Source organism: Dietzia sp. SL131 (assembly GCF_026672565.1).
GTDB classification, from domain to species: Bacteria; Actinomycetota; Actinomycetes; order Mycobacteriales; family Mycobacteriaceae; genus Dietzia; species Dietzia kunjamensis.
Genome location: NZ_JAPPRI010000003.1, coordinates 1,019,276 through 1,039,694, shown reverse-complemented (window position 1 = coordinate 1,039,694; position 20,419 = coordinate 1,019,276). Strand labels below are relative to the sequence as shown.

General features: G+C 70.9%; 18 protein-coding genes and 1 pseudogene. 13 read left to right on the top strand and 6 right to left on the bottom strand.

The genetic code is table 11. The features are described from left to right. The first annotated feature begins 137 nt into the window (after nt 1-137). The 4 genes from OVA21_RS05660 to OVA21_RS05645 are packed head-to-tail and all read left to right on the top strand — an operon-like array spanning nt 138 to nt 6,092. The gene (locus OVA21_RS05660; protein WP_067713907.1) at nt 138-1,709 is read left to right on the top strand and encodes a pyridoxal phosphate-dependent decarboxylase family protein; all 1,572 of its coding nucleotides are present in this window, start codon (nt 138-140) and stop codon (nt 1,707-1,709) included. Beyond that, nucleotides 1,706-3,097: a lysine N(6)-hydroxylase/L-ornithine N(5)-oxygenase family protein gene (locus tag OVA21_RS05655; RefSeq protein ID WP_132063183.1), complete on the top strand. Its 1,392-nt coding sequence runs from the start codon at nt 1,706-1,708 to the stop codon at nt 3,095-3,097. The genes OVA21_RS05660 and OVA21_RS05655 overlap by 4 nt, the downstream gene beginning before the upstream one ends. Then, nucleotides 3,094-5,709, top strand: coding sequence for a GNAT family N-acetyltransferase (locus tag OVA21_RS05650; RefSeq protein ID WP_268091985.1), 2,616 nt, complete (start codon nt 3,094-3,096; stop codon nt 5,707-5,709). The genes OVA21_RS05655 and OVA21_RS05650 overlap by 4 nt, the downstream gene beginning before the upstream one ends. After that, complete coding sequence (locus OVA21_RS05645; RefSeq protein WP_268091983.1) at nt 5,706-6,092, top strand: MmcQ/YjbR family DNA-binding protein; 387 nt, start codon at nt 5,706-5,708, stop codon at nt 6,090-6,092. Before OVA21_RS05650 ends, OVA21_RS05645 begins: the two co-directional genes overlap by 4 nt. 130 nt (nt 6,093-6,222) lie before the next feature. On the opposite strand, the gene OVA21_RS05640 is transcribed toward OVA21_RS05645, so the two are convergent. Continuing rightward, nucleotides 6,223-6,741, bottom strand: a complete 519-nt coding sequence (locus OVA21_RS05640; RefSeq protein WP_268091982.1) for a hypothetical protein — start codon at nt 6,739-6,741, stop codon at nt 6,223-6,225. Nucleotides 6,742-7,086: 345 nt separating this feature from the next. Between OVA21_RS05640 and OVA21_RS05635 the strand changes: the two genes are divergently transcribed. Together OVA21_RS05635 and OVA21_RS05630 are read left to right on the top strand one after the other, a co-directional pair. Further along, nucleotides 7,087-8,814, top strand: a complete 1,728-nt coding sequence (locus tag OVA21_RS05635) for an HNH endonuclease (protein ID WP_268091981.1) — start codon at nt 7,087-7,089, stop codon at nt 8,812-8,814. 87 nt (nt 8,815-8,901) lie between these two features. Next, nucleotides 8,902-10,047, top strand: coding sequence for an alkaline phosphatase family protein (locus tag OVA21_RS05630; protein ID WP_268091980.1), 1,146 nt, complete (start codon nt 8,902-8,904; stop codon nt 10,045-10,047). Between the two features lie 29 nt (nt 10,048-10,076). Here OVA21_RS05630 and OVA21_RS05625 read toward each other — a convergent pair whose 3' ends face one another. Next, the gene (locus tag OVA21_RS05625; protein WP_268091979.1) at nt 10,077-11,036 is read right to left on the bottom strand and encodes a hypothetical protein; all 960 of its coding nucleotides are present in this window, start codon (nt 11,034-11,036) and stop codon (nt 10,077-10,079) included. Nucleotides 11,037-11,232: 196 nt separating this feature from the next. Here OVA21_RS05625 and OVA21_RS05620 point away from each other — a divergent pair, with 196 nt between their 5' ends. Genes OVA21_RS05620 through OVA21_RS05595 form a run of 6 tightly spaced genes read left to right on the top strand, consistent with a single transcriptional unit; the run spans nt 11,233 to nt 16,278 of the window. Then, nucleotides 11,233-12,414, top strand: coding sequence for a zinc-dependent alcohol dehydrogenase (locus OVA21_RS05620; RefSeq protein WP_268091977.1), 1,182 nt, complete (start codon nt 11,233-11,235; stop codon nt 12,412-12,414). After that, a complete protein-coding gene (locus tag OVA21_RS05615; RefSeq protein ID WP_268091976.1) occupies nt 12,411-13,250 on the top strand; it encodes a histidine phosphatase family protein in 840 nt (279 codons plus the stop codon). Before OVA21_RS05620 ends, OVA21_RS05615 begins: the two co-directional genes overlap by 4 nt. A gap of 8 nt (nt 13,251-13,258) precedes the next feature. Further along, nucleotides 13,259-14,137: an NAD(P)H-hydrate dehydratase gene (locus OVA21_RS05610; RefSeq protein WP_268091975.1), complete on the top strand. Its 879-nt coding sequence runs from the start codon at nt 13,259-13,261 to the stop codon at nt 14,135-14,137. A 24-nt stretch (nt 14,138-14,161) separates the two neighbouring features. Next, a complete protein-coding gene (locus tag OVA21_RS05605; RefSeq protein WP_240341420.1) occupies nt 14,162-14,701 on the top strand; it encodes a transporter substrate-binding domain-containing protein in 540 nt (179 codons plus the stop codon). Continuing rightward, nucleotides 14,698-15,714 carry a cation diffusion facilitator family transporter gene (locus tag OVA21_RS05600; protein WP_268091974.1) on the top strand — a complete coding sequence of 339 codons (1,017 nt, stop codon included), beginning with the start codon at nt 14,698-14,700 and terminating at the stop codon, nt 15,712-15,714. The genes OVA21_RS05605 and OVA21_RS05600 overlap by 4 nt, the downstream gene beginning before the upstream one ends. A gap of 39 nt (nt 15,715-15,753) precedes the next feature. Then, nucleotides 15,754-16,278 carry a hypothetical protein gene (locus tag OVA21_RS05595; protein ID WP_268091973.1) on the top strand — a complete coding sequence of 175 codons (525 nt, stop codon included), beginning with the start codon at nt 15,754-15,756 and terminating at the stop codon, nt 16,276-16,278. 36 nt (nt 16,279-16,314) lie between these two features. Here OVA21_RS05595 and OVA21_RS05590 read toward each other — a convergent pair whose 3' ends face one another. The 3 genes from OVA21_RS05590 to nadA form a co-directional block, all read right to left on the bottom strand. Continuing rightward, entirely contained in the window at nt 16,315-16,839 is a 525-nt protein-coding gene (locus tag OVA21_RS05590) for a hypothetical protein (RefSeq protein WP_268091972.1), read from the bottom strand. A gap of 64 nt (nt 16,840-16,903) precedes the next feature. Continuing rightward, nucleotides 16,904-17,809 (bottom strand): carboxylating nicotinate-nucleotide diphosphorylase, encoded by a 906-nt coding sequence (nadC, locus tag OVA21_RS05585; protein ID WP_268091971.1) that lies wholly within the window; start codon nt 17,807-17,809, stop codon nt 16,904-16,906. After that, on the bottom strand, nt 17,806-18,891 hold the full coding sequence (gene nadA, locus OVA21_RS05580; RefSeq protein WP_268091970.1) for a quinolinate synthase NadA: 1,086 nt from the start codon (nt 18,889-18,891) through the stop codon (nt 17,806-17,808). The genes nadC and nadA overlap by 4 nt, the downstream gene beginning before the upstream one ends. Before the next feature lie 72 nt (nt 18,892-18,963). Between nadA and OVA21_RS05575 the strand changes: the two are divergent. Then, nucleotides 18,964-19,667 (top strand): annotated as a pseudogene (locus OVA21_RS05575) (NUDIX hydrolase). Here the strand turns inward: OVA21_RS05575 and OVA21_RS05570 are convergent. Next, entirely contained in the window at nt 19,636-20,271 is a 636-nt protein-coding gene (locus OVA21_RS05570) for a hypothetical protein (protein ID WP_268091969.1), read from the bottom strand. The pseudogene OVA21_RS05575 and the gene OVA21_RS05570 overlap by 32 nt on opposite strands. Nucleotides 20,272-20,419 lie beyond the last annotated feature (148 nt).

Below are 20,419 nucleotides of genomic sequence, written 5' to 3'. Positions count from 1 at the left end.
CGAACACAACAGCTACGGGAAAGATTTCCACTTCACCTGTCCCACAACGTGATTCATCTCACTCTACTGTTGTTTAGGTAAGCCTACCCTGCATAGCGTTCGGCCGTACCACTGTCCCCGAGTAGGTCGGAGTACCCGTGAACGATCCATTGTTGGGCAGCCGGAACCGGGAGGCCCACGCCGCCGCCCTGGCTGCCGCGACCGCCGAGGTGAGCCGGTATCTCGACGGTCGGACCACGCCGCGCTCATCCGCGTCGCCGTCGACGCTGGCAGCGCAGACCGCCGCCGTCGATCTCGCGGCGCCGCTGGGCACGCTGGACAGGGCACTCGAGGAGGTCCGGGGTCTCTACCTCGACCACGCGGTGGGCTACCACCACCCGCGCTACCTCGCCCACCTCAACTGCCCGATCACCATCCCGGCGGTCGCCGCCGAGGCACTCGCGACGTCGGTCAATACGGCTGTGGAGACCTGGGATCAGGGCACGTCGGCGTGTCTGATCGAACAGAAGCTCATCGACTGGGTCACCGGTCTCATCGGTTTCGACGCCAGTGATCTCAACGCCAGTGCTTTCGACGCCAGTGATCTCGACGCCACCCCCCGCCCGGACGGCGTCTTCACCACCGGCGGTACCGCCTCCAACCTGCAGGGCCTGTTCACCGCCCGCGAGGACCGCCTCGCCCGACCGGCCCCCGGGCGCCGGGGGGCGGAGCGGGACACGGACCGCGGCGCCCGACTGACCCGCCTGCGCATCGTCACCGGCGAACACGCCCACCTCAGCGTGGTCAAGGCGGCCCGCCTGCTGGGTCTCTCGCCGGATGCGGTCATCGCCCTGCCCGGTGACGGCGACCGGATGGACCCCGCGACCCTCGACCGCACCCTGTCCGCGCTGGCCGACGCCGGGGACGAGGTCGCGGCCGTCGTCGCGCTCGCCGGTACGACCGACCACGGCGCGATCGACCCGCTGCGGGCGGTCGGTGGCATCTGCCGCCGCCACGACGTCTGGCTACACGTGGATGCCGCCTACGGCGGCGGGCTCTTGGTCTCCCCGACGCGCCGGGACCTGCTCGACGGGATCGGGCTCGCCGACTCGGTGACCGTGGACTTCCACAAGACGTTCTTTCTGCCGGTGGCCGCCTCGGCGCTGCTGCTGCGCGACGGTTCGGGCTTCCGCCACTCCACCGTGAGCGCCGACTACCTCAACCCCGCCGACGGCGACGACCACGCCGTGGACAAGTCCCTGCAGACCACCCGCCGTTTCGACGCCCTCAAACTGTGGATGACGCTCCGCGTGCTGGGCGCTGACGGCATCGGCCGTCTACTCGACGAGGCGATCGACGTGGCCGCCCGGATCGGCCGGACGATCGAGGCCGACCCGGAACTCGAGTTGGTGCGGCGCCCGGCGCTGTCGACGGTGCTCTTCCGGCCCCGGCCCGCGGTGACCGCGCCCGACCGTCCCGTCACCGACAGCGCACTCACTGACGACGAGGCCGACGCCCTCGTGCGCCCCGTCCGCGACGCGCTGTTCGCGGAGGGTCGTTCGCTCGTCGCGTCGACGGTCGTGGACGGCCGGCCCTGTCTCAAGCTGACGGTTCTCGATCCGAACCTCGGAGACGAGGACGTGGCCGTCGTGCTGACGGACGTCCGCGACGCCGCTCGCTACCTCGCCGAGGGGATACGTGAGGCCACGACCGCGGGGGTGCTGACGTGAGCACTGACCTGAGCACCTCCCGCGTGCACGACCTGCTCGGCGTCGGTATCGGCCCGTTCAACCTGGGCCTGGCGTGCCTGGCCGAGCCGCTGGGTCTGGACGCGGTGTTCCTCGATTCCCGCGACGGCTTCGCCTGGCACCACGGACTCATGTTCGACGACGCGACCATCCAGGTGCCGTTCCTCGCCGACCTGGTCACGTTGGCGGACCCGACCTCGCCGTATTCGTTCCTCGCCTACCTCAAGCAGGTCGGGCGTCTGTACCCGTTCTACATCCGTGAGAATTTCCAGCCGCTGCGCGCCGAATACGACGCCTACTGCCGGTGGGCTGCCGAGCGGGTGCGCGGCCTGCGCTGGGGGCGGGAGGTCGTCGACGTCCGACGGGAGGACCAGGGACGAGAGGGACCGGGCGACGACGACGAGGCCCCCGTCTACCGTGTCACCGCCCTCACCCGCGAGGGCACCGAGACCTATCGCGCCCGCCACCTGGTGCTGGGGATCGGCACGACCCCGTGGTCGCCGATCGACACGGGACTGCTCGACGGTGGCGGCACGGTGGCTCTCCACGCCTCCGACTACCTGCACCGGCGGGAGGACCTGCTCTCGCTGGGGTCGGTGACCGTGGTGGGCAGTGGCCAATCGGCCGCGGAGATCTACCACGACCTGCTCTCCGCCGCCGCCGGCGACGGGCCGCGCGTCGACTGGCTGACGCGCTCGCCGCGGTTCTTCCCGATGGAGTACACCAAGCTCACACTCGAGATGACCTCGCCCGAGTACATCGACCATTTCCACGACCTGCCCCCGGACCAGCGCGACCGGATGCTGCGCGAGCAGCGTTCGTTGTACAAGGGCATCGACGCCGAGTTGATCAACCAGATCCATGATCTGCTCTACCGCCGTTCGGTCCAGGGCCTGGACACCGGGCTGCTGGCCGCCGCCACGGCCCTCGACGGTGCCCGCCGGGAGGCCGACCCCGCCACCGGCACCGGCCCCGCCACCGCCTCCGGCGCTGCCCTGCGCCTGGACCTGCACTGCACCGACACCGGCAGGCAGTGGACCCATCACACCGAGGGACTCGTCCTCGCGACGGGCTACTACCCCACGCCGCCGCGGTTCCTCGACGGGATCGCCGAGGAGATCGACAGGGACGGCCGCGGGCGCTACCGGGTGGCCCGTGATCACACCGTCGACCGCGCACACTCCTTCATCCATGTCCAGAACGCGGAGGAACACACCCACGGGCTCACCGCCCCGGACCTGGGCATGGGAGCGATGCGCAACAGCATCATCCTGCGCGGGATCTGCGGCCGCGAGGTCTACCCGATCGAGTCGTCGATCGCGTTCCAGCAGTTCGGCGCCCCGACCGCCCGGCACCAGGAGGCACGATGAACACCACCGCCCCCACCCACACCAGCACCGTCCACACCAGCACCGTCCACACACCCGCCGGGTTGGTCACCCTGGAACCACTGGCCCTCGACCACGACACCGTCCGCACCCTGCACGCATGGCTCGACCATCCCGGTTCCGCCTACTGGGGAATGCGGGGTACCACCCCGGCGCAGGTCGAGGAGTTCCTCACCGACTGGTCGGCGAGCCCGCACCGGTCGGTGCACACGGTGCGCATCGACGGTCTACGTGTGGGCCTGGCCGTGTTCTACGACCCGGACGTCGTCGAACTCGACGGCCGGTACCCGCACGAGCCGGGCGACCTCGGGATGCACCTGCTCGTCGCGCCCACCCGCACGCCGGTCCCCGGCACGTCCGCGGCCGTGATGGGGGCCATCTGCTCGACCGCGTTCGAGGTGCCGCTGTTCGGCGCCCCGGCCCGCCGGATGGTGGTGGAGCCGGACATCCGGAACACCGCCGTGCACCGGCTCAACGCCCGCGCCGGCTTCCGCGAGGACGGCCCCGTCGACCTGCCCGACAAGACGGCGCTGCTCTCCATCTGTCGTGCCGAGGCGTTCCGCGAGTCGGAGATCGGCCGGACGTCGATGCCGGTCTCGTCGTCGTCACCCCCGGTCACACCGCCACCCCACGCCCACCTCACCGGTCACGCCATGCGCCGCGCGCACCGCCACCTCTGCGCCAAGGCGCTGGCCGAGTTCTCCCACGAGCGGCTCCTCGCGCCCACCCGCTCAACTCACACCGACGTCGGCCCGGACACCTACGAAGTGCGCGCCGGCGGCGAACGGTGGACGTTCCGCGCGCGGGTGCTGCCGCTGGAGCACTGGGCGATCGACGAGGCCTCGCTGTGCCGCGAGGTCGACGGTGTCCCGGCCGAGCCGGACGCGCAGGAATTGATCCTCACCCTCGCGCCCCGTCTGGGGATCCCCGGGTCGCTCGTGGGGACCTATCTGGAGGAGATCGCGGCCACGCTCGGCTCGGCGGCGTTCTGCCTGCATCACCGCGATCGACCTGCGCAGCAACTCGCGGAGGCCGATCTGCAGGAGGTCGAGGGCGCGATGACCGAGGGGCATCCCGGGTTCGTCGCCAACAACGGCCGTATCGGCCTGGGGCTGGACGACCGTCACCGTTACACGCCCGAGGCCCTGTCGACCGTCCGGCTGGTGTGGCTGGCAGCCCGCCGCGGCCTGAGCGACCTGGCCACCGTGACGGGCCTCGACGAGCGCGACCACTACGCGCGCGAGTTCGGCACCGATGCCCTCGTACGGTGCGACGACCAGCTGCGCTCGCTGGGCCTCGACCCCGCCGACTACCGCATCGTGCCCGTGCACCCGTGGCAGTGGCAGCACGAGGTCGCTGTGGCGTTCGCCCCCGATCTCGCGCGCCACGACCTGGTCTACCTGGGCGAATCCGACAGCGAGTACCGGCCACAGCAGTCCGTCCGCACCTTCTTCGACGTGACCCACCCCGAGCGCGGCTACGTCAAGACCGCCCTCGCCGTGCAGAACATGGGCTTCACCCGCGGCCTGTCGCCGAAGTACATGCGCGACACCCCGGCCGTCAACGACTGGGTGGCCGGGGTCGTCGCCTCGGATCCGGTGTTGCGCGCGCTGGACTTCCAGATCCTGCGCGAGGTCGCCGCCGTGGGCTACACCGGCGACGCCTACCACCGGGCGGCCGCGGCCAGGATCTCGGACGAGGGGCCGCACACCAAGATGATCGCGGCCCTGTGGCGCGAGAGCCCCGTTTCGCGGCTGGCCCCCGGAGAACGTGCCGTCACGCTGGCCTCGATGCTGCACGTGGACCTGCACGGGCGGTCCCTCGCCGTCGAGCACCTCGAGCGGTCGGGCCTGGACGCCCGCACCTGGCTCCGGGCGCTGCTCGACGCCTACGTGCTGCCCGTCGCGAGGTGCCTGCTCGTGCACGGGCTGGTCTTCATGCCGCACGGTGAGAACGTGATCGTGGTGATGGGCCCCGACCACACCGTGCGCCGGGCGCTGTTCAAGGACATCGGCGAGGAGGTCGCCGTGGTGCGTGACCGGCCCCTGCCCGCCGGACTCGAGCGGATCCGCCACGTGGTGGACGCAGAGACAGCCGCACTGAGCGTCCACACCGACGTCATGGACGGGGTGCTGCGCCACCTCGCCTCGATCCTCGACGTCGCCGGGGTGCTCGACGCCGACCAATTCTGGGACGAGACGCGGCAGTGCCTGGAGACCCTGGCTCCCGGCGGCGGTCGCGGCGGCGGCGGTCGCGGCGGCGGCGGTCGCGGCGGCGGCGGTCGCGGCGGCGAGGGGAACAACGGCGAGGACCACGACGGCGAGGTGCACCATCCCACCTGGGAGGCGCTGTTCGCTCCGCGGTTCAAGCATTCGTGCCTCAACCGCCTGCAGTTGCGGAACACGCGGCAGATGGTCGACCTGACCGATCAGGCCGGGTCGTTGCAGTTCGCCGGGACACTCGCAAACCCGCTCATCACCCGGCCGGGCCGGGACGACGACACGCCGGGCGACCCGCAGCGTCCCGCCCGCCCGGGCGCAGGGTCGGGCGCGGAGCCGGGCGCGGAGTCAGCGACGGTAGCGTCGACGGCATGAACGGACGGGAGCTCCAGAAGTGCGCGGCGATGCGAGCCCGCGAGTTGCCCGCGTCGACTCTGGAGTTCCCTTTCGGGCCGGACTTCGACGTGTTCAAGGTCCGCGGGAAGATGTTCATGTTCCACGCGGTCGTCGACGGCGAGCGTCAAGTGATCCTCAAGGCCTTGCCGTCGGATTCGATGTCCCTGCGCGATGCGCACGCCGACATCACGCCCGGGTACCACATGAACAAGCGGCATTGGATCTCGCTGCACCCCGGCGGCACACTGACCGCGGACATGGTTTCCGAGCTGGTCACCGAGTCCTACCGACTCGTGGTGTCGGGCCTACCCCGGGCGCAACAACCCGTCGAACCGCACGCCTTCGGGCGCCAGCAGCGTTAGGTAGGCCGACGCCCACGACCCGGATCGACCCCGCCCCTTAGCCGGGGTGCAGGGGTCGGGGTGCGGGGGCCGGGCGCGGGGTGCCGGGCGCCGGGCCCCGGGAGCTGGGCGCTGGGCTCCGGGAGCCGCCTCAGTTCTCCGGAGTCAGCGCGGCCTCGGAGACAGAACCCAGTCGATCACCCACGGACCCCTCCACCGACTCGGTGGCGGACCCGGTGTCGATCTGATCCTCGAGCGACGCGCCGACCAGCGGAACACCGGACACCACCGCGCCGACGGAACCCTGGACGTCTCCCTCGAGCAGCGCATCCGCCGACTCGGCGACCGGGTTGAGGACCATGCAGATGACTCCGACGGGAACCTGCAACGGCACCCCCATCAGGTTGGCGGCGGCGCCGGCCGCAGAACCGAGGTTGCACACGAGGGTGGCGGTGGAACCCAGCGGTCCGGAGGCGTAGCCGGGCAGCGAACCCGTAACAGAACCGGGCAGCAGCTCGCCGGCCTCGCCGAGATAGCCCCCCTCGGTCTCCGACGAACCCGGAAGGCTGTCGGAGCCGACCGCTCCCGCAGTTTGGGCGGTGGCTGCCCCCGTCGAGATGACGAGCAGCGCGGCAGCCATCGCTCCGGCACAGGTGATGGTCTTGGTCATGGAACGCCTCCGAGTTTGGGTCTACGGGGCATCCACCCCAAGCAATCAAGAAGAGTGGATCATACATTTCGCTGAAATGGGCGATCGGTGATTGCAAATCAATAGGTAGGCCAGCAGCGGAGAAAACCCTTGCTTGGTCGAATGTGTGTGCGTATCGTAGAACACAGATTCGATACCAGGTAGCCAGACGGTCAGGGGGTGGAGCACATGGGCGGAAACGCAGACGCCGCGGCCGGTGGCCCGTCCCCATCCCCGTCCGGTGGTCCGTCCCCGTCTGGTGGCGGCGCCGGTTCCGCGGCGCCCGTGTCGCTGTCGGGGTTGCGGGCGGCGGCGCGGGAGGGGTGGATGGGCGAGAATCGCGCGACGGCGCGCCGGTTCGTGGCCTGTTACGAGCTATTTGTCGAATGCCAGCACCGGGAGGAGTCCGGGGCGGGCAGCGGTGAGTGTCGGCCCGGTCATGCGGTACTCGATCCGATCGATGTCGCGGCCGGGTACGTGGTGTCGGCGATGGCGATCTCGACGGGCCGGGCCGAACGGATGATCACCTTCGCCCTCGACCTGCACCTGCGGTATCCGGCGATCCTGACCGAGATGGCGCAGGGGCGGCTGGATCTGCAGGCCGCGAAGATACTGGCCTCGCAGATGGCCACCGTCCACGTCGACGTGCTCGAGGCGGTGCAGCGCCAGGTCGTCGAGGAATACCTCGCCGCGATCGAGGGCGGGGTGCGCATGGGCGAGAAAGCCATCCGCGGCAACGTCGATGCGATCATCGCCCGCTACGACTCGAACGGGATCCGCCTGCGCCGACAAGAGGCCGCCCGCACCCGCGGGGTGCGACTGCACAAGGGCGTCGACGGCATGTCCAGCGTCTCGGCGATCCTGGCCACCGAGGAAGCCGCCGTCCTGGCCGAGGCCCTCGACCACCGCGTGAAAGACCACAAGTACGCCGACGCCCAAGCCGCCGCCAACGCCCAAGCCGACACCGCCAACCCCGACACCGCCAACCCCGGCGATCGCGCGGCCGCTGGCGAGGTCGAGGACTACTCGATCGCCGAACGGCGCGCCGACGCCCTGATGTCCCTGGTGTGCGGCGACGCCGGCCTAGCTGGCGCCGCTGGTCGCGCCGGTCGGCCCGGCCAGCCCGGCGAGCTTGGTGCCGGGGTGGCGTTGCGGCCGAAGGTCACCGTCATCGCCACCGGCAACCACGCCCGCGACGCCGGCGGCGCCCGAGTGGAGTTCACCCGCTCCGGCCAGGCCGCCCTGCAGGCCCTGCTGGACATGCTCGCCACCAGCGACGGGGCCACCTTCGAACCCATCGACCCGCGCATCGGCGCCGCCGACGACGCCCGCGCCGCCCTGAAATACCGGCCCGGTGCCCAGTTGGCCCGCCGGATCCGGCTACGGGACGGCACCTGCCGCCACCCCGGCTGTGCGATCCCGGCCGAGGCCTGTGATCTGGACCATGTGGTGCCGTTCGATCACGCCGACCCCCGTCGGGGCGGACACACCATCGAGGCCAACCTCGCCGCGATGTGCCGCCGCCATCACCGGTTCAAGACCTTCTCCGACTGGATCTACGACCTACAGCCCGACGGCACCCTGACCGTGCGCACCCCGGACGGTTCGACCATGCTCACCCGACCCTCCGGCCCCCTGGCCGAGTACCGGCGTGAACAGGCCCACGCCGAAACCGAGGCGTGGACCCGGCAACAACGTCGCAGCCCCGGGCCCACCGGTGACGAGAAGGCCGACGCCGAGCCGACGTTCTGGTCCCGCCGCGCCTCCCGCCACCGCACCGAACGCCGCAACACCGAACGCCGCAACGCCGAACGCGCCCGCACCTACGACCCCACCCCACCCGCCGGGAACGGCACAAACACGGACGCCACCAGCGCCAGCACCGGCGCGGCCACCGACACCACGCCCGAGAAAGCCGCCCCCGCCAGCGCCACCCCCGAGAGCGCCAGCCGCTGGTGGGCCCGCAACAAACCCCACCACAGCGACATCGAAAAAGGCATCCGCGCCCTACTCCACGAACGCCTCGACGAACTCATCGACCCACCACCCTTCTGACACCACGAGGGCCGCACCGAGTGAACCGAACGTCCTGTGGGCACGGATTTCCCCCGCTCCGTGCGGGTCTTGGGGGATGGTGATGAGATGAGCGCGATCCCCGCCAACCCGTCTGACGGTTCACTGGCCGACGTCATGCCGTCAGTTGCTGCGGCCCTGGGGCTTGACCTTCGCAACCCCCTGCACCTACCGCCGGCTCGGGATGCAGTACTCGTACTCATCGACGGGCTTGGTGCGGAGCTCATCCGCCAGCACGCCGAGGAGGCCCCCACCCTCGCCGCGATGACCAGCCGCATGATTTGCGCAGGTTTTCCCTCGACAACTGCGACCAGCCTGACCAGCCTCGCGGTGGGTGCTCCGTGTTCCAAACACGGCATCGTGGGATACAGCTTCCGGATCTCCGGCGAGTCCGGCGGTCCGCCAGCGTCGTTCAATCCATTGCGGTGGACGGTCGAATCGTCGAGCGGCCCCTCGGCGATGGATCGCTTCCCGCCCCGACAGGTTCAACAACAGCCGAGTGTTCTAGAGCTGCTTGCCGCTGACGGGGTCGATGTCACCTACGTCATGCGAGAGGATTTCCGCGAGTCGGGACTGACCCGCGCAGCGTTCCGGGCGGGGGGCGACTATCGGGCGGCGAACACCCTTGACGAAGTCCGCCAGGGAATACTCGACACCTTCAGTCAGCCGTCTCGCGCTCGACGGTTCGCTTACGCCTACTTTGGCGACCTCGATCTCATCGGCCATGTCCACGGGCCGGGGTCTCCCGAGTGGCTGCAGTCCCTGCGCGCAGTGGACAGGTGCGTCGCGGACCTCGCCACTGACCTGCCCCGCGATTGCAGGCTCATCTTGACGGCAGACCACGGGATGGTCACTGCTGAAACCGTTGTCGACATAGACGCGACGCCGACGCTGCTCGCCGACGTCGAGACCGTTGCCGGTGAGCCCCGAGTGCGTCACGTCTACGCGCGACCGGGATCGGCCGACGATGTCCTGGACACGTGGCGATCAGAGTTGGCCGGGCGAGCCCGGGTGATCAGTCGTGAGCAGGCACTCGACGAGCACCTCTTCGGACCCGACCGAGACCACGCCGATCGTCTGGGCGACGTCATCGGCATCGCCGCCGGAGGGGTGATTCTCGCGCGTACACAGCTCGAGAAGATGGAGTCATCCCTGCTCGGCCACCACGGGGCCAACACCACTGATGAACAACACATTCCGCTGCTCATTCGTTGACCCCGTCCCCGAGCCGGCCGACCTCCGGGTCAGCAGGTGACGAGTTCGGTCGGGTCGCTCGTGGTGTCCAGCCACCGGCCGTACGCGGGCGGACCCGCCGCTCGCACATCGCTGCACAGTTCCCCACGCGTGTACCCCGACGGCCGGTAGACCGCGTAGATGACATTGCCGTTCTCATCGCGAGAACGCAGGGACGGGCACGCCATGTCGGTACGGAGGTAGGACGCCCCCGGGTGCCTCGACAGCGCGGAAGAGATCTCCTCCGAGTAGGCCCCCGGCGTGACAGCCGAATACAGGACCACGATTCCCCGGCCATCGCAGGCCGGCCTCGACATCGGTGTGGCCAGGCCCAGATCCCCCGCCGCGCCCTCAGATCGCGGGCACTCGTTCAGGAACGCGGCCAGTTCGGCGGGCATCCCGTCACCCTCCGCATCATCCGAGCAGATCCCCGAAGGAATGCCGGTATAGCGACTCCAGGTTCCGTCGGCGCGACCGAGGATGTACTGCGTGTCCCCGGCCGGTTCGCCGGCCGGAACGTCCACATGAGCGAGAGCCCAGTCGCCCAGGCACCGATCGATGTTCACATCCCGGCGGGTGATACCCGCTTCTGCCGCGATCTCGTCCGGGTCGCACGGCCCCACCCCCGCCACTCCTGCGCGCGTGCCGTTCCCTGTCGAGGCCGAGGGGGCGCCCTGCCTCGTCGTCCACGCTTCGGAGGGGGTCGTCGTGGGTGCGAAAGCCGCGCCCGGCTGGTCGTCGTCGGACGCGAGCAGGTACCCGACAGTGCCTGCGAGGGCGATCAGCAACACGACGATGAGCGCGCCGAGCGCCCAGACCACCGGAGAGCGACGCGCATCCTGCGGACGCTCTCCGTACGAGGCGTGCCCCCACCCCTCGTTACCCCAGCCGGGTCCGTTGGGCGGACTACTCATGGTCACCACCAGCGACGGGGTCGGGTAACCGACCGATCCGATCTGAATGACGATCACTTTATCCGGTATCGCGAAGCGAGAGCCCCGGTTCGCCGACGGTCTCCCGAACGCGATGATGTCCCGACCACACTGCGCTGTCCTGAGCGTCCTGCGACCCGCGGCCCCCGGTTACCGGATGCGGACGCTGCCCTCCGTTACTACCGTCGGAGGCATGCGTGAACGCGCATGGCACGACCAGAGAGGAGCCCCGCACATGAAGGCAGTCACCTGGCACGGCAAGCGCGACGTCCGCGTCGAGGACGTTCCTGATCCGAAGATCCAGGAGCCCACCGACGCGATCGTCAAGATCACGAGCACCAACATCTGCGGATCGGATCTACACCTGTACGAGGTGCTGGGTCCTTTCATGAACGAGGGCGACATCCTCGGCCACGAGCCCATGGGAATCGTCGAGGAGGTCGGCGCCGAGGTTACCGGGCTCAAGCCCGGGGACCGCGTGGTGATGCCCTTCCAGATCTCCTGCGGCCACTGCTACATGTGCGACAAGGGCCTGAACACCCAGTGTGAGACCACGCAGGTCCGAGACCAGGGTATGGGCGCCGCGCTGTTCGGCTATTCGGAGTTGTACGGCAGCGTCTCCGGCGGCCAGGCCGAGTACCTGCGCGTGCCGCAGGCCCAGAACACCCACATCAAGGTGCCGCACGAGCACTCCGATGACCGCTACCTCTACCTGTCCGACGTCCTTCCCACCGCGTGGCAGGCCGTCGAGTACGCCGAGATCCCCGACGGCGGCACGGTCGTCGTACTGGGCCTCGGGCCCATCGGGGACATGGCCGCGCGGATCGCCGCCCACCGTGGTCACCGTGTGATCGGCGTGGACCCGGTGGCCGAGCGCCGGGCCCGTCAGGCCCACCGGGGGGTGGAGGTCCTCGATCCGACCGACGTTCCCGGCGAGATCGGCGATGCGATCCGCGACATGACCGATGGCCGCGGGCCCGATTCCGTGATCGACGCGGTGGGGATGGAGGCGCATGGCTCGCCGATCGCCAGCGCTGCGCACGCCGCCGTCGGTCTGATGCCGAAGTTCTTCGGCAAGAAGATGATGGAGCACGCCGGGGTGGACCGCCTCGGGGCGTTCTACGGGGCGATCGACATCGTGCGCCGCGGTGGGGCCATCTCGCTCTCGGGCGTGTACGGAGGCACCGCCGATCCCATTCCGATGCTGACGTTGTTCGACAAGCAGATCACCCTGAAGATGGGCCAGGCCAACGTCAAGCGCTGGGTTCCGGAGATCATGCCGCTGCTCACCGACGACGATCCGCTGGGCGTCGACGACTTCGCCACCCACCGGCTCCCGCTGGCCGATGCGCCCCGCGCGTACGAGATGTTCCAGAAGAAGGAGGACGGCGCCGTGAAGGTGGTCCTCGAGCCGTGACGGAACTCGCCGGACTCCTCCTGGTCCGCCACGGTCAGAGCGTGGGCAACGTCGCCAACGACAACGCCCGTGCCGCCGGCGCCCATCGTCTCGAACTGGACCACCGTGATGCCGACACCCCGCTGTCGGAGTCGGGAGTGGGGCAGGCTCGGGCAGTGGGCGCCTGGCTCGGCGGATTGCCCGAGGACGCCCGGCCGACGGTGTGGCTGACCTCGCCCTATCGCCGTGCGGCGGACACCGCCACGGCTGCGCTCGAGGCGGCCGGCGACACCGCACCGGGCGGCGGGGCGGGTGGCCCCGGGCTGCTCACCGACGAGCGACTACGGGAGCGCGACCTGGGGATCCTCGACGGGTTCACCGGCCGGGGCATCCGGGAGCGGTACCCGGAGGAGGCAGAGCGACGGGACCGGATCGGCAAGTTCTACTACCGCCCGCCGGGTGGTGAGAGCTGGACCGACGTGTTGCTGCGCGTGCGGTACCTGCTGACGGACCTCCGGCAGCAGTACGCGGGCGAGCGGGTCTGCGTCTTCAGCCACCAGGCCGTGATCATGTGTTTCCGGGTTGCCTTGGAGCAGTTGGCCGAAGAGGAGGTCCTCCGGGTCGACCGCGAGGACCCGCTGCCCAACTGCTCGGTGACGATCTATCGCCAGCGGCAGCTCGCACCGAGGCAGCACCGCCCGGGGCGGCACCGCCCGGGGCGGCACGAATCGGTGGGGCACCACCCCGGCAGCGCGGGGCTCGAGCTGCATAGCTATGCCGACACGACGGCCGTGGAGCGCGGCCATGCGCCCACCACGCGGGAGTCGCCTTCAGGGAACGAGGCGGCGGCGAGATGAGCGGCGAGGTGAGCAGCGAGTCGGTCCTCACGCACCATGCGCTGCGGGACTGGGCGCTCCCCTCCCCCGGTGGTGGAAAGGAGGGCCGCGGGCGGGTGCTGGTCGTCGGTGGCAGCAGGTCCACCCCGGGCGCTGTGCTGCTGGCCGCCGAGGCGACGCTGCGGTGCGGGGCCGGCAAACTACAGATCGCCACCGCCGGGTCGGTGTCGTCGTCGCTGGCGATCCACATTCCCGAGTCGAAGTCGATCGGTCTGCCCGAGGACGACGCCGGTGAACTCACCGCCGCGGGGGCGGACACGATCGTCGAGCTCGCCGAGGGGTGTGACGCCGTGGTGCTCGGCCCCGGGATCTGCGAGAAGGTCGCAGCGGTGGACTTGCTCTCAGACGTCGTGCCCCGGTTGGACACCACCCTCGTGCTTGACGCGCTGGGGATGGCCTACGTCACCGAGAACCCCGGCGGGCTCGCCCCCCTCGACGGTCGCGCGGTCCTCAGCCCCAACCCCAAGGAACTCGCCCGCACCCTCGACGTGCCGGAGGACGACGTGGAGGCTGACACCCCGGGACACGCCGTTGCGCTGGCCGAGCGCGCGGGGGCCGTGGTGGTGACCGGCACCGCGACCTCGTGGATCGCCGCCCCGGACGGCCGACTCTGGCGGGACGAGTCCGGTTCGTTCGGGCTCGGGATCTCGGGGTCGGGTGACGTCAAGGCCGGGCTCATCGGTGGGCTGCTCGCCCGGGGCGCCGAACCCGCCCAGGCCGCCGCGTGGGCGACCCACAGCCACGGGCGGGCAGGGGAACGGTTGTCCGCCCGGATCGGTACGACCGGCTTCCTCGCCCGCGAACTGCTGGCCGAGATCCCCGGCGTCCTGGTGGAACTCTCGTCCTGAACTGCTCCACGCGGAGGGGGAATCGTGCAGGTCCGAAGCCATCCCGTCGTGCGTCGCCCGTCCCGCAGCCCGGTGTCGACGACCGCCCGCAGCGTCGTCGCCGTTGTTCTCACCTCCGCCGTCACCACCCTCGCGGCCGCCTGCGGCGGACCTGTACCCAAGGACACCGACGGCAGCCTCGCGCGCATCACCGACGGCGTGCTCCGGGTGGGCGTGTCGGAGAACCCACCGTGGACCGAGGTGTACGACGACGGCCGCGTCGCCGGTCGGGAGGTCGACCTCGTCACCGGCTTCGCCGAAGCCCACGCCGCGGACGTCGAGTGGACGCCGGGCGCGGAGAGCGAACTGGCAATGGCGATGGCCCGCGGTGACCTCGATGTGGTCGTGGGTGGGCTGACCTCCGACTCGCCGTGGGAAAAGGAGGTCGCACTGACGAGGCCGTACACCGAGGAGATCACCCCGGACGGGGATACCGAGAAGATGGTGATGGCCACACCGCTCGGGGAGAACGCGCTGCTGGTGGCGTTGGAGACCTACCTCGCCGAGGCCGGGGGTGAATCGTGAGTGACGAGCGGGACAGGGGCCGGGGCGAACACGCGGTGGCGGGCGTGGCCCCGGGGCTCGGTCGCGACGACCTGCCCGTCGAGCAGCGGGCAGCGCTGCGCCGGGCGATCCGCCTGGAGTGGGCCACCCTCGCGGTGATGACCGTGACCGTCGCCGCGGTGTACGCGGTGTCTGGTCAGTCGCAGGCGATGAAGGCCGCGTGGATCGAGGACTCGCTGTCGCTGCTCCCGCCGATCGCTTTCCTCGTGGCGATCCGGGTCTCCCGCATGCCGCCGACCGCCCGCTTCCCCTACGGCAGGCACCGCTCCGTCGGGATCGGGCACCTCGTCGCGGGGGTGGCGTTGCTCGCGATGGGGGCGTTCCTCGTCGTCGACTCCGGAACGGCTCTGCTGACCCGTGAACGCCCGCCGATGGGGGTCGTGGTGATCGGCGGGCAGGTGATCTGGTCCGGATGGCTGATGATCGCGGTGATGGCACTGTCCGTCGTCGGGCCGCTCATCCTCGGTCGCATGAAGACCGGTCCCGCCGAGGCGCTGCACGACAAGGTGCTCTACGCCGACGCCGACATGAACCGCGCCGACTGGAAGACCGGACTGGCCACCATCGTCGGTGTGCTGGGCATCTCGCTCGGCCTGTGGTGGGCGGACGCGGTGGCAGCGCTCGTGGTGAGTGCCTCCATCGTCCGGGACGGGTGGTCAAACCTGCGCGGGGCGATCGAGGGACTCGCCGATGCGCGACCCACCCGGTTCGACGGCACGGACCCGCACCCGCTCGTGTACCGGATCGACGAGCTGCTGGCGGGCGTCGACTGGGCGGATGACCACGGCGCGCGGGTACGCGACGAGGGGCACGTCTTCCACGTCGAGGCGTTCCTCGTCTCGGCCCGCGGCCGGGAGATCACCGTCGAGCGGCTCGCGGACGTGCGCCGGAGGCTGGCGGAGCTGAGCTGGAAGATCGAGGACGTGGTGGTGACGGTGGTATCGGAGGTACACGACGCCCACCGGCCCTGCTGACCGGCTGCACGTCGTCGCCCGGGCTGGCAGGCTCGGGGTATGACCTCACTCGAGACCATCCGAACCGCCATCGACACTGCGACCGAGCCCGAGGCGCCGGCGCTGGAGCGTGCCCGCATGATCATCGTGGACAAGCTCGGCGAGCGGGACAGTCTGGCGCTCGACGAGCTCGTCGAATCCGTCTGCGAGGCGTACGAGGCGCCGTCGGGCGAGCCGCTGCGGCTGGTCGACGTGGACCCGTCCGCGCCCGACTCCGACACCCCGGCCCTGCGGAACCTGCGCTACGCCCGCGCCGCGCGCACGGCCATCATCGACCTGCTGGACGAGGGGGCGATCGTGGCCGTCGATCCCCTGCCCGGCGACGGCGAGATGGTCCGCGCCACCGGCGAGGGGGACCCTGCCGGAGGCGGCGCGGGTGATGGCACTGACAACAACGACGACGACGAGGTCACCGCCGCCAAGGAGACCACCGACGCGGCGGCCGCGAAGGCGGGAGCCGAGGAGATCGTCCTCGCGACGGGCCCGCAGCCCGAGGGGCGGCGGTTCGCGCTCGCGGACCGCTGACCCCCGGCCGGCGGGGTCGGGGCGCGTCAGGGACGACTACAGGGTGAGCGTCTCGTCCGGGTGGTCGGTGTCCTTGAGCGGCTTCTGGGCCCCGCCGGACAGGGTGGTCTCGCCGAGCCGGGCCTCCCGGTAGCGCTCCGCCTGGGCCTGCGTGATGGGCTCGCGGGCACCGTCCTTGGCGTAGCAGACGGGCAGCCAGGCGCCCTCGTTGTCCAGGCGGGCGACGATGCGCTGCCGGAGCCGGAACGGCTGGATCGAGTCGGACCAGGCGACCAAGAGGTCGAGGTTCGCGCCGCGGGCGTCGGGCGTCGAGTCGGTGCTGCAGAAGTGCTGGACGCTGCGCCATACCGCGAACTGGGCGCCGGTCACGGCGAGCGGATCGACGGTCGGGGCCTTGGCGGCGCGGGCGGACCGAGTCGGCCGGGTGCTCCTGGCGGGTGCGGGCGGAGGCGGCGGCGAGGTGTTCTCCCCGGCCTCCACGCGGCGGCGGGCTTCCTCCATCCGCTGCAATCGTCGTTCCGATGCCGTGCTCTTCTCGCCTGAGTCCCAGAACCCCGTCATGGTCCTCGACTTTACGCGGACAGCGGCCCGTCGCCCGAGCCCGAAGGCGGCGGTGGGGCGGACCTCACATGTCCAGCCCCAGATCGAGCACCGCGACGGAGTGGGTCAGGCCCCCCACGGCCAGGAACTCCACCCCGCAGCGGGCGTAGTCGGCGGCCGCATGGAGGGTCAGCCCGCCGCTGGACTCCAGGCGGGTGCCCGGTGCGACCGTGTCGCGGCGCTGGACCGCGATCTGGGTCTGCCAGACGGGGAAGTTGTCCAGCAGGACCAGGTCCACGCCCGCGTCCAACATCTGGTCGAGCTGCTCCAGGGAGTCCACCTCGACCTCGCAGGGCAGGTCGGGGAAGCGCTCGCGGACCGCGGCCAACGCCGGGAGCACCCCGCCGGCGGCCACCACGTGGTTGTCCTTGACCAGCACCGCGTCGCCGAGGCCCAGTCGGTGGTTGACCCCGCCGCCGCAGCGCACCGCGTACTTCTGCAGCAGTCGCATGCCGGGCATGGTCTTGCGGGTGTCGCGGACGGCGCAGTCCGTGCCGGCGAGCTCGTCGGCCCACGCCCGGGTCGCGGTCGCCACCCCCGACAGGTGACAGACGAGGTTGAGCAGGGTCCGCTCGGCGGTGAGCAGACCGAGTGTCGGGGCGCTGATCTCGGCCACCACGTCGCCGGCCGAGACGCGGTCTCCGTCGCGGGCGTGGCGCGTCACCGAGAAATCCGCCCGCCCCGGCTCGGCCCGGCCGAGCACCTCGGCCAGGACCATCTCGATCAGCGGCAGCCCGGCCACCACGCCGTCGGAGCGGGTCGCGAGGCGGGCCGTGGCACGGGCGTCCGCGGGCACCGTCGCCAGCGACGTGGCATCCGGGCCGTATCGCAGGTCCTCCTCGAGGGCACGACGGACCGCGATCAGGGCGTCGGCACGGGTGTCCGGATCGAAGTGCTCGTCGTCGTCGACCCCGGGTGCAGCCCCGCTCACTCCCCCGACCCCGGGTTGCCGATGGCGATCATCCGCTCGACGGACCCGCGCGCGGCCTCGGCCGTCGCGGGATCGACGTGCACCTCGTCGGCACCCTCGACGAGGGCGCGCAGGAGCGCGGCCGGGGTGATCATCTTCATGTAGGGGCAGCTGGCCTGGTCGTTGACCGGCAGGAAGTCGATCTCCGGCGCGGCCTTGCGCAGCTGATGGATCATCCCGATCTCGGTGGCCACGAGGACCTCGCTGGCACCCGAGGCGCGGGCGGCGTCGACCATCCCGCCGGTGGACAGGATCTTGACCTGATCGGCGGGGACCGCACCCTCGGTGGCCAGGTGCAGGGCGCTCGTCGCGCAGCCGCACTCGGGGTGGACGAACAGCTCGGCGCCCGGGTGGGCCTCCGACTTGGCCGTGAGCTGGTCGCCGTTGATCGCCGCGTGGACGTGGCACTCGCCCGCCCACACGAGCACGTTCTCGCGGCCCGTCTTGCGCCGGACGTGCGCACCGAGGAACTGGTCGGGAAGGAACAGCACCTCGCGGTCCAGGTCGATCGACTCGACCACCTCCACCGCGTTGGAGCTCGTGCAGCAGATGTCGGTGAGGGCCTTCACCGCGGCGGTCGTGTTGACGTAGGAGACCACCACGGCGTCCGGGTGCTCGGACTTCCACTCCGCCAGCTGCTCGGCGGTGATGGAATCGGCCAGTGAGCAGCCCGCGGCCTCGTCGGGGATGAGGACGGTCTTGTCCGGGGAGAGGATCTTGGCGGTCTCCGCCATGAAGTGGACGCCGCAGAAGATGATGGTCGACTGCTCGGCCTCCGCGGCGATGCGCGACAGGGCCAGGGAGTCCCCCACGTGGTGGGCGATGTCCTGGATGGCGGGGACCTCGTAGTTGTGGGCGAGGATCACCGCGTCGCGCTCGGCGGCGAGACGGCGGATCTCGGCGGCCCACTCCGCGTCGGGCTCGACACCCGTGTACACCGAGCCGTCATGGCGGATCCTCGCGGCCAGGGGCGAATCGAGCCGCCCGACGGTGGTGTCCGGCCGCGGCGCGACCGTGGTGCCGTGTCCTGTGGCAGTGCTCATCGCTGCCCCCTCCCGGGTCGTTTCTCCGGGCCGATACGCCACCGGCCCCGTTTTCGACTTACAATCGAAAACATGATGCAGTGTAACACCGGTCACGAGGTGCTCGTCGTGGTGACCCAGGTCCGGCCGACCCCCGGCTCCACCGCACCGGCGCTCCACGTGATGCTGTGGCAGCACTCGCTCGGGCCGGCCGCCGGCCGGTGGGCGCTACCCGGCGGTGAGGTCCGCGACGACGAGGACCTGCCCGCCTCCGCCACCCGGCAGCTCGCCGAGAAGGTCGACGTGCGCTCGCTCAGCCACCTGGAATCGGTCGCGGAATTCTCGGACCCCGCCCGCATACCCGGCCGGCGCGTGTTCGCCTCCGGATTCCTCGGTGTCCTGCCCAGCGATGCGGATCCCGCCATCCCCGACGACACCGCCTGGTTCCGGGTCGACCATCTCCCCGACACCGTCTACGACCACGCCGAGATCGTCGCCCGCGCCCGCGCACGCCTCGCCGCCAAGCTCTCGTACTCCACCCTGGGGTTCGCCCTGGCGCCTATGGAGTTCACGCTGTCGCACCTCGCGCAGCTCTACGGCGCCGCCCTCGGCCACCCGGTGGACCCAACCAACCTCCAGCGCGTCCTGACCCGCCGCGGTGAGCTCGTGCGGTGCGGACGCAGCGCTCCCCCCGGCCCACGGGCGGCCGGCCGGCGGCGCTGTACACGTTCGCCGAACGGCGCCTCCGGATCACCGACCAGTTCGCTACGCTGCGGCCGCCGGCGGGGGTGGGCTGACGGGGGCCTCGGGGTCTGCGAGGTACGCCAGCACCGCCACCGTGAACGCCGCGATCATCACCCCGAACACCACCCAGTCGAGCCCCGGCGGGAACCAGTCCCATGACGGGCCGGACGTGCCGAAGACCATGCGGTCGAAGAACAGACTCCCGACCGCCGGAGCCTGCCGGACCACCTCGCCGTAGGGGACGTCATCCGGGGGCGCCGCGACCACGTCTGCCAGAGGCGTCGCGGCCGCAGCCGCGATCGCGCAGGCCACACCCGGCAGCAGCACGAGCGCCGGGACGCCATCCGGCCGCCGCAGGTGCGTGTGACGCCGCCACAGGACCATGACCGCACACACGGTCGCGAACCCCGACAGGACGATGAACACGAGCAGCTGACTGCCACCGTCCACCCCCGAGTCCGGTAGCCGGAGCCCCCGGCCGTCACCCACCGACAACAGCGCCGCCCGGGGCGCCGCGACGATCCACAGCAGCAGCGCGACCACGAACGGGCCCACCACGCCGAGCAGGGTCGACGCCGCGAATCGGGCCGCACCGCCGCGGTGCGGGGCCGTGGTCGACGACGGCGGGGACGACGATGTCGACGACGGGCTGGTCATGCGCACGGACTGTACCAACGCCGGTGGTGCCGACCCGTTGTGGTGTAATCGGACCCGGCTCCGCCGGTGTACGGCACGGTGCCCGGACGCCGGGCCGGGCCCCCACCGACCCACCGGACGACACGTCAGGAAGTACCCGCCAGTGGCC

Excerpts from the sequence above, each read along its gene's own strand:
- OVA21_RS05650 (WP_268091985.1), top strand. The coding sequence starts at position 3,094 with ATGAACACCACCGCCCCCACCCACACCAGCACCGTCCACACCAGCACC.
- OVA21_RS05645 (WP_268091983.1), top strand. The coding sequence starts at position 5,706 with ATGAACGGACGGGAGCTCCAGAAGTGCGCGGCGATGCGAGCCCGCGAG.
- OVA21_RS05640 (WP_268091982.1), bottom strand. The coding sequence starts at position 6,741 with ATGACCAAGACCATCACCTGTGCCGGAGCGATGGCTGCCGCGCTGCTC.
- OVA21_RS05635 (WP_268091981.1), top strand. The coding sequence starts at position 7,087 with ATGGGCGAGAATCGCGCGACGGCGCGCCGGTTCGTGGCCTGTTACGAG.
- OVA21_RS05630 (WP_268091980.1), top strand. The coding sequence starts at position 8,902 with ATGAGCGCGATCCCCGCCAACCCGTCTGACGGTTCACTGGCCGACGTC.
- OVA21_RS05620 (WP_268091977.1), top strand. The coding sequence starts at position 11,233 with ATGAAGGCAGTCACCTGGCACGGCAAGCGCGACGTCCGCGTCGAGGAC.
- OVA21_RS05595 (WP_268091973.1), top strand. The coding sequence starts at position 15,754 with ATGACCTCACTCGAGACCATCCGAACCGCCATCGACACTGCGACCGAG.
- OVA21_RS05590 (WP_268091972.1), bottom strand. The coding sequence starts at position 16,839 with ATGACGGGGTTCTGGGACTCAGGCGAGAAGAGCACGGCATCGGAACGA.
- nadA (WP_268091970.1), bottom strand. The coding sequence starts at position 18,891 with ATGAGCACTGCCACAGGACACGGCACCACGGTCGCGCCGCGGCCGGAC.
- OVA21_RS05570 (WP_268091969.1), bottom strand. The coding sequence starts at position 20,271 with ATGACCAGCCCGTCGTCGACATCGTCGTCCCCGCCGTCGTCGACCACG.